The sequence below is a fragment of the Salegentibacter tibetensis genome (assembly GCF_020164485.1).
Taxonomy (GTDB): Bacteria; Bacteroidota; Bacteroidia; order Flavobacteriales; family Flavobacteriaceae; genus Salegentibacter; species Salegentibacter tibetensis.
Genome location: NZ_JAIQZA010000025.1, coordinates 51,454 through 65,093 on the forward strand (window position 1 = coordinate 51,454; position 13,640 = coordinate 65,093).

Consider the following 13,640-nt stretch of genomic DNA (forward strand, 5'->3'; position numbering starts at 1 on the left):
ATGACCAAGATTTTAGTGGTAGATGATGAAACTGACCTGGAAATTTTGATCAAGCAAAAATTCCGTCAGAAGATTAGGCAAAAACAATACGAATTTATTTTTGCCGAAAATGGCCGGCATGCCCTTGATCAACTAGCAGCACATCCTGATGTAGACCTGGTGCTAAGTGATATCAACATGCCTGAAATGGATGGTCTTACCTTGTTGTCTAAACTAAGCGAACAGAATTCCCTGTTAAAATCGGTTATCGTCTCAGCATACGGCGATATGGAGAATATTCGTACCGCCATGAATCGCGGAGCCTTTGATTTTATCACCAAACCCATTGATTTTAAGGATTTGGAGATCACTATAGAAAAAACCATCTCCCATATTGAGGGTATTAAAAAAACCCTTCAGGCAGTAAAAGAAAATAATATTCTGCGAATGTATGTGGATGAGACGGTTCTCAATTTTATGGGTGGGAAGAAAATAGAAGAGTCTCTCTTTCACAATGAAATAGTGGAAGGAACGGTCGCATTTATTGACATATGCGGATTCACCGCTATTAGCGAAACCGAACCCGCCAATAAGGTAGTGGCCATGCTTAATGCTTATTTTGATATCATGGTTAATGAAATTATAAAAGAAGAAGGAACTGTAGACAAATTTCTGGGAGATGCGGTGATGGCTTCTTTTAAAGGAGAATTTCACCTGGACCGAGCTATGGATGCTTGCTTATCTATTAAAAAAGCGATCCAACAGGCAGATATTGGAATTGGCCCCGATCTATACAAGCCAGAGGTTTCCATTGGAATTAACAGTGGAGAAATGGTTTGGGGAAATATTGGTTCAGCTACTTTACGACGTCTTGACTATACGGTAATCGGAGATGCCGTGAATGTGGCTGCCAGATTACAAGGGGCCGCTAAAAATGGTCAGATTCTTATTAGTGAAGCCGCCTATAACAAAGTCAGGGAATCTTTTTGTTGTAACAGAGTAGCGGAAATAAAGATGAAAAATAAGGAATTGCCCGTAATCGTATATGAAATTTTAAGTTAGGTAACCTAAACAATCTATTTAAAGCCATTTTTGACCTTAATGAATTTATTTAACCAAAATTACTGGTATTCTGTTTTCAGCTTTCGATCGGTATTTTTTACCATAATTGGTGTATTCTTCGCGGTATTGGGACTTAAAGGCTTCCTGCTGCCAAATAAATTTATTGACGGAGGAGTAACAGGAATATCAGTACTTCTTACCGGGTTTTCAGAAATTCATATTAGTTATTCATTATTCCTTATCAATTTACCTTTTATTCTGTTAGGGTTTCGTAAGCTCGGATCCCAGTTTGGGATGCAGGCTTTTTTAGCTATAACATTACTTTCAACTGGAATGTACTTTATTGAAATTCCCGTCATTACTACTGATAAGGTTCTTATCGCAATGTTTGGAGGGCTTTTCATTGGTTTTGGTATTGGATGTGTTCTGCGGGGTGGTGGCATTATTGATGGTTTTGATGTGATTGCTCAGTATACTGAAAAAAAATCCCCTTTTACTTCAGGAGAAATTATTCTAACATTAAACACGCTCATGATCTTAGGCGCGGCCTACCGTTTTGGAATCGAATCGGGTATGTATTCCATAATGGTATACTATACAGCGATGCAAACAACGAATTATGTGGTTGATGGCTTTGAAAAACATACCGCCCTTAGTATAGTTTCAAACGAGACAAGAGTTATCCAGCAGGTCATTTTAAGTAAATTTCAGAAAGGGATTACCATCTTTAAAGGTAGACGGGGCTTTTTGCCCGACTCATTTAATACTAAAACCGACTGTGATATAATAATGACGGTAGTTACCCGCCTGGAAATTCATCGCATCCAAAAAACCATTAGAATTATAGATCCTGAAGCATTTATTTTTGTTAGCAATCTTAAAGAGATGAGCTATGGAGAAAGCAACCACACTCAAGGTTTAAAATCTTTTCTTGTGTTAGAGCCAATATCCGAAACAGAAAATAACTATGCTAAAGACAAAACGCTTAAATCAGATTTAAGAAGATACACACCGAATTATTAAATTTATTGAACTATTAATTATGAGCAGCAATACGATAAACTGGAAGTCTATATTTTCCCTGTCATCAATAATTTATACAATTTTAGGAGTAATTTCGGCTCTAATCGCGCTTCAGGGTTTTATGATCCCTAATCATTTCCTCGATGGTGGGGTAACCGGGGTTTCCATTTTAATTGAAGAGGTTTTTAATATTCCCTTCAGTATATCCTTAATCCTGTTTAACCTGCCTTTTATTTATCTTGGTTATAGAAAAATCGGGAAAACATTTAGTATAAAAGCTTTTATAGCCGTTATTCTTTTGGCGGTATTAATGACGTTCATCACTTTTCCGCAGGTGACCAGCGATAAGGTTCTTATAGCTGTTTTTGGTGGTTTTTTCATCGGCTTAGGTATTGGACTCGTTATTAGAGGTGGTGGGGTTATAGATGGTCTGGAAATCATAGCTCATTATACCAATAAGCGGGTTGCTTTTTCTACCAGTGAGATCATTATGAGTGTAAACACGCTACTTTTTATTGGTGCCGCCTTTGAATTTGGTATTGAAACCGCCATGTATTCCATCTTGGTATACTATACAGCTATGAAAACTTCAGATTATGTCGTTGATGGTTTTGAAGAATTTACGGCACTAACAATAATTTCCAGAGAATATGAAGAAGTGAAATCCATAATTGTAAATGATTTTGGTAAAGCTATAACTGTATATAAAGGAGAAAGAGGTTATCTTCCGGGTTCATTTGAGGTAAAACAGGATTGTGATATTGTAATGACCATAGTCACCCGTATCGAGATCCACAGGATCAAGGAAAAAATAAAAGAAACAGATCCAAATGCTTTCTTTTATGTGCAAAGAATTAAGGAGGTTAAAGGTGGCCTGGGAAAACATAATGAACTTCAACATTAAAATGGATAGATTAAGTAGTATTTACAACAAGGTCATTATTGCCCTTGAGGAAGGCTTGCCTCATTGGCTTACCTACCACAATGCTGAACATACAAAATACGTGCTGAAGCAGGCCGAAATTATTTCTAAACATGAGGGAATTACCGGCCGCGACCTGGATTTAGTAAGAATTGCAGCGCTTTATCATGATACCGGATTTTTAAAAGATCGGAAAAATCACGAAACATTGAGTTGTAACTTTGCTTCGCAAGACCTTAGGGAAAGCCTCACAGAAGAAGAAACAGACAAGATCTGCGGTATGATAATAGCAACAAAAATCCCTCAAAATCCAGTAAATATTACTCAGAAAATTATAGCCGATGCCGATTTGGAATATTTGGGAACCGAGAATTTTTTCCGGTTTAGCAGAAATTTATATCAGGAGCTTCTTCATTATAATCCAAGCCTAACCCTAAAAGAATGGGACGAAATTCAGATCGATTTTTTAACCAAGCACAGCTATCACACTAATTACTGTAAGCAAACGAAAGAACCCATAAAAAAAAGAAATCTGGAAATGGTGAAGGAAAGGTTGCTTACCTGAAAATCAACTATAGTTTCTAATCTCTATTGAAGAGATTTTTGTTTCGTGTACTTATACTAATAGATTATCATGCCCGGGACTTTTATCAGAAATTTTTAATAAACCACTGCTGGTAGATTAGAAAGGCCATGACAAACCTGCTCCGGCACAAAAACGATTATCATAACTGGCAAAAAGTCTTGTGTTTTCCCGGCAACATGTTCAACACCTGTTTGCCAGGTTTTTTATTTTCAAAATTTGAATTATCCGGCAGGTTGGTATTCCAACCAAAATTCATCTTATACCTGGTTAAAATTTTCAAAATAGCTCATAGGATTGAGGCCAAAGTTGACCTGTTGGTATATTTTAAAATCGATAGGAGAGGTGTCGCAATTAGTAAAAAGGGAGCTATCTGCATTTTTGTTTTATTTAGGAGGCGAAACAACGAGAGCCGTATTAAAAATAGGAAGTATGTTACTGAAATAATTTTTATATTTAGTATTGTGAAAATCTAAGATGTTTTAGGCCAACAATTACCTTTTCGTTTTATGATCCTGAACAAAAATTTAGAAGAATCAATAGATGTCTGGGGTATTATTATTTATTGGAATTATTTTATTGCTTGTAGCAATTCATGACTTTTTTTTCACCACTCTTTCAGGTAATGGAGCCGGATTCGTTTCCAGTAATATTTCTATTTTAACTGATAAGATAATTGAATTTTGCGTAAAGATCTTTGGAAGAAAAGCATATAATTATAATGGATTATCCGTGAATCTTATGATTCTGTTTACCTGGCTTCTCTTAATATGGGTTGGACTTTTTCTGGTTTACACTTCTAACCCCGAAGGTATTACCAATAGCAGTGGCAGAGTAGCAAACCATTGGGAACGTCTTTATTTTACAAGTTATACGCTTTCAACCCTCGGAATGGGAAATTTTACACCAACTTCTCCAATATTTGAACTGGTAACCGGTTCCTTTTCTTTTTTTGGTTTTATTTTTTTTACAAGTTCGATGACTTATTTCCTTTCAGTTTCATCTGCGCTCGTAAATAAGAGAACTTTGTCAAAAAATATTTATAACTTAGGGAAAACTCCTCAGGAAATTGCAAAAAACATTTTGGGTTTTGATTCATCGTTCAGTTATCAACAAATCTCAGAGCTACAGAAATTAATAGATAAACATTCAGTGAATCATCACGCATATCCTGTGGTTCATTTTTATAGACAAAGTAAGGAAAAGGATAGTTTAAGTATCAACATTGCTAGATTGGATGAAGCAGTTACCATTATACTTTATTCAAATGATAGTGGGAATTACCGGGAGGAGTTAAAGTTATTACGCTCTTCTTTGTCAGGTTTTTTAGATGATATGGAAAAGAATTTCACCTCAAATCTGTCGTTAGGAAGAATCACGATAGATTCTTATGATTTTCCCTCTTTAGAATCCAAGGAAACTGTAAGAGAACTAAGAAAGCGTAGGATTATAGTTGAAGGACTATTTAGAAGTGAAAATTTTACCTGGGAAGATGTTTTTTCTAAAAGTTGAAACACAAATTTCCATGGTAATTCATTTCTGTTAAAGCGGTTTCGTCTATTATAAAAACAATCTGTTGTAAAATTTCAATGACAGCTTTTCGGCTTTAGCCCAAAATCTACCATATTACTAAGAAAATTCTTGAAAAAGATGAAATATATGAGAAAAAAAGCTTAACATTCCCTTTCGATTTGGCCTGTTATTTGAGGCAATTAGAAAATATTATCATTAAACCACTATTTTTTTAAACAGTAATTATGGGCAGACCTTCTACAAAAGCTAAAGATTTGAGAGATGGATATTATATTGAGGTTCGGAATAAAAACCAAAGAACCGGAATAAAAATCCGAAGGGATACCAAAGAGCAATTGCTTTTAGCTATCGAAGAATATAAAGAAAGCAAAGAAGTCATTATTTTAGGTAAATCTGAAAATGGAGTTATGAAAGATATTCCAGGTCTTAAAAACAGCTAATAACTTTCAGAAGTCAACAAGCGATGGTATTAAAAAGTAAACCCTTAATCGCTTTGAGCGGCATATGATAGAAAAAACAATCACCTAAATTTCAATGTGATTTTCTCATTAATTTTTCTATCACTTCTTTTTAGTGTTTTCTGAGTCTCATCGATATCCTATTTTGGCAGCTATTTGTCAGTTTTTATCTCAATAAATTATTTAATTACACACTTTATGGGTTTAATTCTGTTGAATCAAATTGAAAGTTACTTTTGGCAATAAAAGCAGGTAATTTTAGCTTCTCAGTATTGTATTCTAAAGGAAGGATTCCATCTTTTTTGGTCATCATATTACCGCTTGCCGTTATAAGGGCATCAAAAGCGGCAATCTCCCATTCAGGAACGGGTTTTAAATGAGGATAATAGTTATATTTTCCTTCCGCAATTCCGCATAATTTTAGCGGGCTTTGATCAACCACTTCCTTTAAGGAACCCTCCTGATAAGCTTTGAAATCTTCCAGGAATTTTTCGGTTTTTTTATTCATTAGGTTTTTACTTTTTAAAATTTTCAAAAAGAAACCTTCAACTGGCTTTCTAATTAAATTCTTCTCTTGCAACAACAAGGTTTTATCTTCATTTTCTCCAAAAGAGAAATTTTTAATCTTGTATGGTTTATTGTTAATTGCTATAAATAGAACCTTATCTGCAGGAGCATAAATAATTCCCAGAACCGGGCGTTTCCGGCTAATTTTTGCAATGGAAACTGCAAAATCATCTTTTCCTTCCTTTAAACTTTTTTTCCCCAGTAACGGAGATACTAACCAGAATTCTTCCCAGTCCTTTCGGATATCAAAATCAGGATTATTAAATTTAGATACTATCGGAAGTCCGGTTCGGTAAAGGAGATTTTTTAAAACTTCATAACTTTCCGTTTCACACCTTTGACTAAAAGATCGGTTGCCTGTATGGGTATCCCGGTATCTTAGAATTTCTTTACCAGCACATTGGATTAATCTTATCGCCTGCTCAATTTCTGTCATTCACATCTTTTTAAAAACGGTTTTCTGCCTACCTTCAATGTAATAAAATCATCAAAAGCACCAAGCATTACCGTATATAATAAAAGATTTAAGGATGATTAAAAAGGTAAGTTTTTTCAGCAACAACTTATAGTCTATGCAATTTTTGCTAACTTTTTAGTCGGAGACATTACCTCAACCTTATTTTCAAAATTATTAAGAATTTCTCTGATTTTCTTTTGCCAATAAGAAAACAGACAATTTAGATTAAAGAAGATTCATATCATCTGCAATCTTTTGATCTAACACTCTTGCATATATTTGAGTTATTGACAATTTATAATGACCTAAGAGTTTAGAACAGTTTCTATGGTCACTCCAGTGAATTTTCATTCTCTAATTACGAGTTCATTTTCGTTAATTTGAGTTAGTTCTTTTAATCGTCGCATTTTTTTGTTGTAGTAAATGTTGTAGCAAAGAAAAACAAGAAAATAAAAAAGCCTTGTGTTTACAGGGCTTCCAAGAATGATGTGTTGTATAAAAGTCGGGATGACAGGGTTATTTGGTCCCTCCAGTAATACCAATAAATGCAGTACTTTCCTTAATTTTCTTTTCTCCAGGTAACCGAATAGGCAACTTTTAGGATGATATGATTAACTATGCAAAGACAGAGAAGTTTAGAAAAGAGTAAATGAAAATTTTCAAATAAGAGAATGCACCACTTTATCTAGGTCGTAAGGTAAATGCCAGTACCTTTTTTGTGCTTTTCCTTTCTTTATGGTAGTTTATTTCGCTTCCAACGATGTTGTTTTGAATTGATTTCATAGATTTTTTGATCTAGAATTAGTAAGCATTTATAAAAAGAAAGAATGACTCGCTTATGCAATGCGGAATAACTTCTAAGTTCAGATTTTTTGTATTATAAAAATGGTAGTAAAACAACGGCCGGGAAGTAAATGATATTGCTGAAATTAAAAAACAACCGGAAATGGAATAAATGCAATAATGTAATTTTTATCAGACGGGCTTCCTTTTCTAACTTAGATCAACTGGCATTGTAAGATTACAGCTAAAACAGCGGCTAATACATTTTATCAAGAAAATATTATTCACCAACTTAAAAGATCTTATAGCAATTCAAAATTATAGGAGATGAAAAAAAATTACCCGGCGATTAAAAACGATCAGGCTTTCTATTTTATTCCAGATATTAGTGGGTTTTCTCAATTCGTGGAGAATACCGCTATTGAACATAGCATTCATATCATTTCAGAATTACTGGAAATTCTATTAGACAATAATGTATTGGATATGAAATTGGCTGAAGTGGAAGGCGATGCTCTTTTTATGTATTCGCAAAGAATTTTATCATTTTCAGAAGTCGAAAACCAAGTGACAGCCATGTTAAATGGTTTTAGGGAGCATCTTCATAAATATGAGCATCAAAGAATTTGCGATTGCGGGGCTTGTTCTACAGCTATTAATCTTCGAATCAAATTTTTGATGCATAAAGGAAGATTTGATTTTATTCGTGTAAAAGATATAAGGAAACCCTATGGGCAGGATGTTAATCGTATACATCGTTTGCTCAAAAATGATGTGCCGCTTGATGAGTATTTACTTTTTTCCAGTCCAACGCTTAATTATTTAAATCTAGATCCAGAAATATCAGGTTTCAAAAAGATAGAAAGTAAGTATGACATCCATATTCTTCCTTATTATTATAAAGACCTAAACACTTATAAAACTCCGATTAAAAAGGAATCAGAAAAAAATAACATTCTAATTGATGAAAAAGCTGATTTTATTATAGAGCGGGATATCCAGATACCTATCGAAAGAGCATTTGAACTTATAAGCAATTTTAAATACAGGCAACTTTGGGATAGCTCGTTAACTGCAATTACTTTTGATGAAACCCAGGTAAACAGGTCGGGATCAAATCATACCTGCATCATTGGAAGTCAAAAAATGAAATTTGAAACTGTGGGGATAGATAGCGAGGCAGATCTTTCTTACGGTGAAAGTACCTCTAATTTACCGATGGCTAATAATTACAGATTTTATATTCTTTTAGATAAGCTAGATCATAATTCTACGAGAGTGAAAGTTCTTAATTATGTGAATTTAAACTGGATGGGGAAAATAATAAGAAAATCTATTTACAATAAACTGGGAACCAGGTGGAATGATAAATTAAGAAAGCTGGAAGAAGTAGATGTGCATAGTTTTTAGGAATAAGATATTATATTCTTGTATTCGAAATCAGAATTATTTTGATAACCAATTCATCTTATTTTTTTTTCAAAAATATAGAGTATCCTATAACTTTTCTGTCCGGTAATTTAAGTAAATCATTTTTTGAAAAGAGATGGTTAATTTCATCACTCTAAATCATAAACTCTTCCTAAATTGATTGTCTAGTGGGTCAATTTCAATTGGATATTATACACATCGTATTCATTTTTAGTAAATTAGGGTAAATTTGATGCTATGAGTGAGAAGCAATCTGTTGAAACGGTTATTGAGAAGCATGAAGCTTCCGGGAAATATTTTAATGTTAACGGCATTCAATGTTTTGGCCTTGATCAGGGTAATGGAGAAGCTGTACTTTGTCTACACGGCGTACCCACTTCTTCTTTTTTATACCGGAAAATCGTTCCGGCTTTGGCCGAAAAAGGATATAGGGGAGTGGCTATTGATTTTCCGGGCTTGGGCTTTTCTGACAGACCGGAAGATTTTGATTATTCTTTTCCTTCTTTAGCCAAATTTTGCGCCGAAGCAGCTAAAAGTTTAGGTTTGGATAAATATCACCTACTAATTCATGATATTGGCGGCCCTGTAGGATTTGCGCTAGCTGCAGAAAACCGGGATAGGATTTTGTCGCTTACTATTCTTAATACGTGGATAGATGTGGTAAACTTTAAAAAACCATTGCCAATGCGACCTTTTGAAAAACCTGTGTTAGGTGAGATAGAACTGGCAACCCTAAAACATCTTACCTGGCAACTAATGTTTAATAAAATGGGGGTGAATGATAGTTCGGAAATTCCTAAGAATGAGATTAACGCTTATATAGATATTTTAAAGCGTGATGACGGAGGGGATGCATTCTTAAAACTGATGCAAAATTTTGATGATTCAGAAGAATTTAGAAGTTTATGCTATAGGGCAGTACAAAATGTGCCTTATCCGATACAGGCAGTTTGGGGTGCCGATGATCCGTTCCTTACACTTGATCACCATGGGCAGGAAATTAAAAAAGTAGCGGGACTGTCTGAAATTCATCAACTAAGTTCACGTCACTTTTTACAGGAAGAGAAACCGATGGGAATAGTGGCAAAACTTGAAGAAATTATTCAACGATCTAAGCAAATGCTTCCCAGGTAATATTGAGAATAATAAGGAGGATTTAACTGTGGTCACTATAAAATCTTTTCAATTGGTTTGGAGATACAGATAAGTTGTAAAGGCATACCAGAAAAACATCAAGCACTAATTGCTTGGTTGTTCCATTTTCCTCAAATCTTCGTCCCGAAGTTAAAACATAAGCTTGTAATTTTTTAAACTTTCCATTTTGTCTTAGCCTTTTTTGAATTTCAATATCTTCCATAAATGAAATTGTTTTAAAGCCGCCAATTGATTTAAATATTTCTTTTTTCACAAAAAAAGCGTGATCACCATAGGTGAAAAATTCCAGGCTAAAACGGCTACACCAGCTATACAAATTAAGTCCGGGATGTGATTTATCAAATCTTAGCCTAAAGCTACCCCCTATATGTCTGGATTTTTCAAGCTGTTCTGTTATTAAGCTATAGGTGTTTTCAGGTAGTAACGTATCAGCGTGTAAAAACAATAAAACCTCTCCTTCAGCTTCTTTCGCGCCAAAATTCATTTGGTTGGCTCTGCCTTTTTTCGAAGAAAAAGTCTTTACGTCTGAAAATTTTCTGGCAATACTTACCGTATTATCACTGCTTCCACCGTCAACAACAATAACTTCAAAATTACCCTGGAGCTTCAGGCAATTTTCAATTGTTTTTTCTAAAAAACCGGCTTCATTCAAACACGGGATGATTATGCTTATTTTTATGTTTTGAACCTGTACCATTTTTTAATGATTGTTTTCATCCAGGGTTTTAACTGCTCTACGAGTCTCTGTCTAAATAGTGATTTATGAATGTTAGCTGTCGTAGGATATGGATAGATTTTGTTCATAAAAACTTTTAAAAATACAGTAAAAAGTGAGTTTGTCAGTAAATTATTTCTATTTGCATTTAATACTAATAATTTAGATGGTAAAGTAATCCAATATCCCTGGATTAAGTAGCTTTTACATTAAAGAAATATAAGTTTTATCAATAATATTTTGTGATAAAAAACAACTGAAAATTTAAAAAAAATGTTTTATTTTAACTAAAATGTGAATAAATTAACTAACCAGTTATGAAAAATGATTTCTTTGATTTAAAAGCAGTATTCGTAAACTGTACATTGAAAAAATCTCCCACAAAAAGTCACACTCGTAATTTAATGGATGTTTCTATTAAAATTATGGAATCTGAGGGGGTAAACGTAGAAGCCATTCGTTTAGCCGATTATCAGGTACCGATAGGCGTTCAACCCGATATGACCGAAGAAGGAGAACGGGAGGACGATTGGCCCGAACTCTATAAAAAAATAATTGCGGCAGATATTTTGGTGATAGGAACACCAATATGGCTGGGTGAGCGTTCTTCAGTCGCTTCAAAACTAATAGAACGTTTATACGCAATGAGTGGATATCAAAATGATAAAGGTCAATATGTATATTATGGAAAAGTTGGTGGATGCCTTATCACAGGAAATGAAGACGGAGTAAAACATTGTGCCATGGGTATGCTCTATGCCCTTCAGCATTTAGGATACAGTATTCCGCCCCAGGCAGATGCTGGGTGGATTGGAGAGGTTGGACCGGGACCAAGTTATGGAGATAAAGAATGGAATGGTGAGAAAAGGAATCCTCCAGTTGGTTATGATTCTGATTTCACTAATAGGAACACTACTTTTATGACCTATAATTTACTTCACTTGGCCAAAATACTAAAAGATAATGATGGGTATCCTTCCTACGGAAATTCTAGAACTGACTGGGATGACGGCACCAGATGGAATTTTGAAAATCCAGAATATAGATAGTTTTTATTTGCTAATTTTTTACAAAAGATAAAAAGTTTAATAAACCAGGGAATCAATTTTTGCTTCCCTTTTCTTTTTACATAAATTGTTTTATAACTTATGCATAGAAAGGTTTCATCAACTTCCGAAAAATGAGTAAAATATTTACTAATTGTTTTGTGGGCTTTCTTAAACCAGCATATAGAATTAAGACTGCATATTTGCGATTAGTTTTTTAAACGCTAATCCCATGGTGGATAATTAACATTCAAGAGATGAAGTGGTAAATTATGAAGTTTGCAGTGCGTGTAGTTTTAAGATCTTTATAGTCTTACGGTTATAATCAATAATTTTGTTTTTCTTCAAAAGGCTTAAAACGCTTGATACTTCCTGCCGATTAGTGCAAGTAAGCTGGGCAATTTTTTGATGGGTAAGGGAATTATCAATTATCAATTCCCCGTTATGACTCTTGGAAGAAAGAGCGGCTGTTTCTTTTAAAAAATCTATGATTCTTTGTTGATTATTTTTGCAGGACAAGTCCTGTAAGCGCTTTTGAGCTTTTTCTAACTTTTCCTCAAGCATTTGACTAAATTTCAGGTTTAGAGCCGGAGCCATCAGTAATAATTCCTTGAATTTTTCCTCCTTCATAACACAGTAAGTCCCTTTCTCTTCCACAATTGCTGCTTCTTTTCTATATTTACTAGCCGTAATAGAAGATTCTCCAAATATTTCGCCCTTTTCCAAAATGCCAATAAGGAATTCTTCTCCCGTATGAGCAAATTTGGAGATTCTAATTTTTCCTTCTTTTAAAAAATAAACACTGTTAGAAGGATCAAACTGGAAATACACAACTTCACCTTTATCCAGGGATCTCATGATGGTATTTTGACAAATGAATGTTCTCACTTCCATATCCAATTCAGAAAAGAAATTGAAATTTTCCAGATACCAAACTTTTGATTTCTTGACCATCAGTGTGTAAACATTATTGAATATTCATTGAAGATAAATATAACTGTCGCAAATTCTTCTTAATTTTTTTGTAAAAAAAATAGCAATGTCAATTTTTTGACAAATCAAAATGCAGCTGTTTCTTAATTTGACAAAGAGCTGTATTCCAGCTTCTTCTCATTGGGATTAAACTACTATTTAATGACAAATAAAATGGCAAAATTAATTTCTCGTCTAATTAATTCAGAATTGCTAAGGATGTTGTTCAGGGACTGACAACCACTCCAAAATATTTAAAATCCAAATACTTTTATGATTATAAAGGTGATGAGCTATCAGTAAATTTTTATCCATTTTAAATTCCTTATAAATAAAAGGGGTGAAATTTTTAGATCTCCCCCCTTTAATTACACAATAGATTCATTTACTATATTAAAACACCCATAAAATATTTACCCGGCTCATTAATTAATTTCTGAGGAAGTTCAGGTTATCAAACTATATTTTTTGCGTTGTATTTATGGATTAATAAATAAAGAGGAACTCCGTAAGCTATATGTCTCAACAAAGAAATGAAAGGAACCATTTCTCCCATTTTCGTTCCGGCTATACCGGCACCAAGAAGAGGAAACATAAACAGCCATACAAGTGCAACCGTTTCTGCCGTCACAAATAATAATGTTCTTGCCCATGCTGGACCCCATAGGGATGGGGCAATACCCGCATAAAGAATGGCAAGTAAAATCCCGTTGGAAAAGTGACCTATTACTCCGTAAGCCAATCCCAGTCCTGTTTTAGCTCCTAGTAAGGTGGGAATATCCCACCATTGTCCAGTGAACAAAAATCCTACCAGGTCAAAAACGAATGTTCCAATTACCCCAGCTAGTATTGCGTTCTTCCAGTTAATTTTATGATTATGCATAGTGATATTGTTTTAAGTTAAATTACGAAGATTAGGATTTTTTCTGAAGTGCTACTGCTTCAGGGAAATCA

Annotated in this window: 14 protein-coding genes; 10 read left to right on the top strand and 4 right to left on the bottom strand. The window is 34.2% G+C overall.

All coding sequences use genetic code 11. The features are described from left to right. The 6 genes from LB467_RS13150 to LB467_RS13175 all read left to right on the top strand — a co-directional run bounded on the left by LB467_RS13150 (position 1) and on the right by LB467_RS13175 (position 5,542). Positions 1–1,041 (top strand): adenylate/guanylate cyclase domain-containing protein, encoded by a 1,041-nt coding sequence (locus tag LB467_RS13150; protein WP_224474506.1) that lies wholly within the window; start codon positions 1–3, stop codon positions 1,039–1,041. Positions 1,042–1,080: 39 nt separating this feature from the next. Continuing rightward, complete coding sequence (locus LB467_RS13155) at positions 1,081–2,064, top strand: YitT family protein (protein ID WP_224474507.1); 984 nt, start codon at positions 1,081–1,083, stop codon at positions 2,062–2,064. Between the two features lie 19 nt (positions 2,065–2,083). After that, positions 2,084–2,968 carry a YitT family protein gene (locus tag LB467_RS13160; protein ID WP_224474508.1) on the top strand — a complete coding sequence of 295 codons (885 nt, stop codon included), beginning with the start codon at positions 2,084–2,086 and terminating at the stop codon, positions 2,966–2,968. 1 nt (position 2,969) lies between these two features. Beyond that, complete coding sequence (locus LB467_RS13165) at positions 2,970–3,551, top strand: HD domain-containing protein (RefSeq protein ID WP_224474509.1); 582 nt, start codon at positions 2,970–2,972, stop codon at positions 3,549–3,551. 561 nt (positions 3,552–4,112) lie between these two features. After that, complete coding sequence (locus tag LB467_RS13170; RefSeq protein ID WP_224474510.1) at positions 4,113–5,081, top strand: ion channel; 969 nt, start codon at positions 4,113–4,115, stop codon at positions 5,079–5,081. 245 nt (positions 5,082–5,326) lie between these two features. Then, a complete protein-coding gene (locus tag LB467_RS13175) occupies positions 5,327–5,542 on the top strand; it encodes a hypothetical protein (protein WP_224474511.1) in 216 nt (71 codons plus the stop codon). Between the two features lie 214 nt (positions 5,543–5,756). Here LB467_RS13175 and LB467_RS13180 read toward each other — a convergent pair whose 3' ends face one another. After that, complete coding sequence (locus tag LB467_RS13180) at positions 5,757–6,563, bottom strand: inositol monophosphatase family protein (RefSeq protein ID WP_224474512.1); 807 nt, start codon at positions 6,561–6,563, stop codon at positions 5,757–5,759. 1,131 nt (positions 6,564–7,694) lie between these two features. Here LB467_RS13180 and LB467_RS13185 point away from each other — a divergent pair. Then, positions 7,695–8,777: a DUF2652 domain-containing protein gene (locus LB467_RS13185; protein WP_224474513.1), complete on the top strand. Its 1,083-nt coding sequence runs from the start codon at positions 7,695–7,697 to the stop codon at positions 8,775–8,777. A gap of 258 nt (positions 8,778–9,035) precedes the next feature. Beyond that, the gene (locus LB467_RS13190; RefSeq protein ID WP_224474514.1) at positions 9,036–9,932 is read left to right on the top strand and encodes an alpha/beta fold hydrolase; all 897 of its coding nucleotides are present in this window, start codon (positions 9,036–9,038) and stop codon (positions 9,930–9,932) included. Between the two features lie 22 nt (positions 9,933–9,954). Here the strand turns inward: LB467_RS13190 and LB467_RS13195 are convergent, their stop codons facing one another. After that, a complete protein-coding gene (locus LB467_RS13195) occupies positions 9,955–10,650 on the bottom strand; it encodes a TIGR04283 family arsenosugar biosynthesis glycosyltransferase (protein WP_224474515.1) in 696 nt (231 codons plus the stop codon). A gap of 335 nt (positions 10,651–10,985) precedes the next feature. On the opposite strand from LB467_RS13195, the gene LB467_RS13200 reads away from it, so the two are divergent. Beyond that, positions 10,986–11,717 carry a flavodoxin family protein gene (locus LB467_RS13200; protein WP_224474516.1) on the top strand — a complete coding sequence of 244 codons (732 nt, stop codon included), beginning with the start codon at positions 10,986–10,988 and terminating at the stop codon, positions 11,715–11,717. A gap of 267 nt (positions 11,718–11,984) precedes the next feature. On the opposite strand, the gene LB467_RS13205 is transcribed toward LB467_RS13200, so the two are convergent. Next, positions 11,985–12,668 carry a Crp/Fnr family transcriptional regulator gene (locus LB467_RS13205; RefSeq protein WP_224474517.1) on the bottom strand — a complete coding sequence of 228 codons (684 nt, stop codon included), beginning with the start codon at positions 12,666–12,668 and terminating at the stop codon, positions 11,985–11,987. A 227-nt stretch (positions 12,669–12,895) separates the two neighbouring features. Here LB467_RS13205 and LB467_RS19450 point away from each other — a divergent pair, with 227 nt between their 5' ends. Beyond that, positions 12,896–13,006 carry an L-histidine N(alpha)-methyltransferase gene (locus LB467_RS19450; protein ID WP_224474520.1) on the top strand — a complete coding sequence of 37 codons (111 nt, stop codon included), beginning with the start codon at positions 12,896–12,898 and terminating at the stop codon, positions 13,004–13,006. Positions 13,007–13,140: 134 nt separating this feature from the next. On the opposite strand, the gene LB467_RS13215 is transcribed toward LB467_RS19450, so the two are convergent. Next, positions 13,141–13,569 carry a hypothetical protein gene (locus LB467_RS13215; protein WP_224474518.1) on the bottom strand — a complete coding sequence of 143 codons (429 nt, stop codon included), beginning with the start codon at positions 13,567–13,569 and terminating at the stop codon, positions 13,141–13,143. Positions 13,570–13,640 lie beyond the last annotated feature (71 nt).

Bases quoted from the DNA above. Each gene is read 5' to 3' on its own strand.
- LB467_RS13150 (WP_224474506.1), top strand. From the start codon at position 1: ATGACCAAGATTTTAGTGGTAGATGATGAAACTGACCTGGAAATTTTG.
- LB467_RS13155 (WP_224474507.1), top strand. From the start codon at position 1,081: ATGAATTTATTTAACCAAAATTACTGGTATTCTGTTTTCAGCTTTCGA.
- LB467_RS13160 (WP_224474508.1), top strand. From the start codon at position 2,084: ATGAGCAGCAATACGATAAACTGGAAGTCTATATTTTCCCTGTCATCA.
- LB467_RS13165 (WP_224474509.1), top strand. From the start codon at position 2,970: ATGGATAGATTAAGTAGTATTTACAACAAGGTCATTATTGCCCTTGAG.
- LB467_RS13170 (WP_224474510.1), top strand. From the start codon at position 4,113: ATGTCTGGGGTATTATTATTTATTGGAATTATTTTATTGCTTGTAGCA.
- LB467_RS13175 (WP_224474511.1), top strand. From the start codon at position 5,327: ATGGGCAGACCTTCTACAAAAGCTAAAGATTTGAGAGATGGATATTAT.
- LB467_RS13180 (WP_224474512.1), bottom strand. From the start codon at position 6,563: ATGACAGAAATTGAGCAGGCGATAAGATTAATCCAATGTGCTGGTAAA.
- LB467_RS13185 (WP_224474513.1), top strand. From the start codon at position 7,695: ATGAAAAAAAATTACCCGGCGATTAAAAACGATCAGGCTTTCTATTTT.
- LB467_RS13190 (WP_224474514.1), top strand. From the start codon at position 9,036: ATGAGTGAGAAGCAATCTGTTGAAACGGTTATTGAGAAGCATGAAGCT.
- LB467_RS13195 (WP_224474515.1), bottom strand. From the start codon at position 10,650: ATGGTACAGGTTCAAAACATAAAAATAAGCATAATCATCCCGTGTTTG.
- LB467_RS13200 (WP_224474516.1), top strand. From the start codon at position 10,986: ATGAAAAATGATTTCTTTGATTTAAAAGCAGTATTCGTAAACTGTACA.
- LB467_RS13205 (WP_224474517.1), bottom strand. From the start codon at position 12,668: ATGGTCAAGAAATCAAAAGTTTGGTATCTGGAAAATTTCAATTTCTTT.
- LB467_RS13215 (WP_224474518.1), bottom strand. From the start codon at position 13,569: ATGCATAATCATAAAATTAACTGGAAGAACGCAATACTAGCTGGGGTA.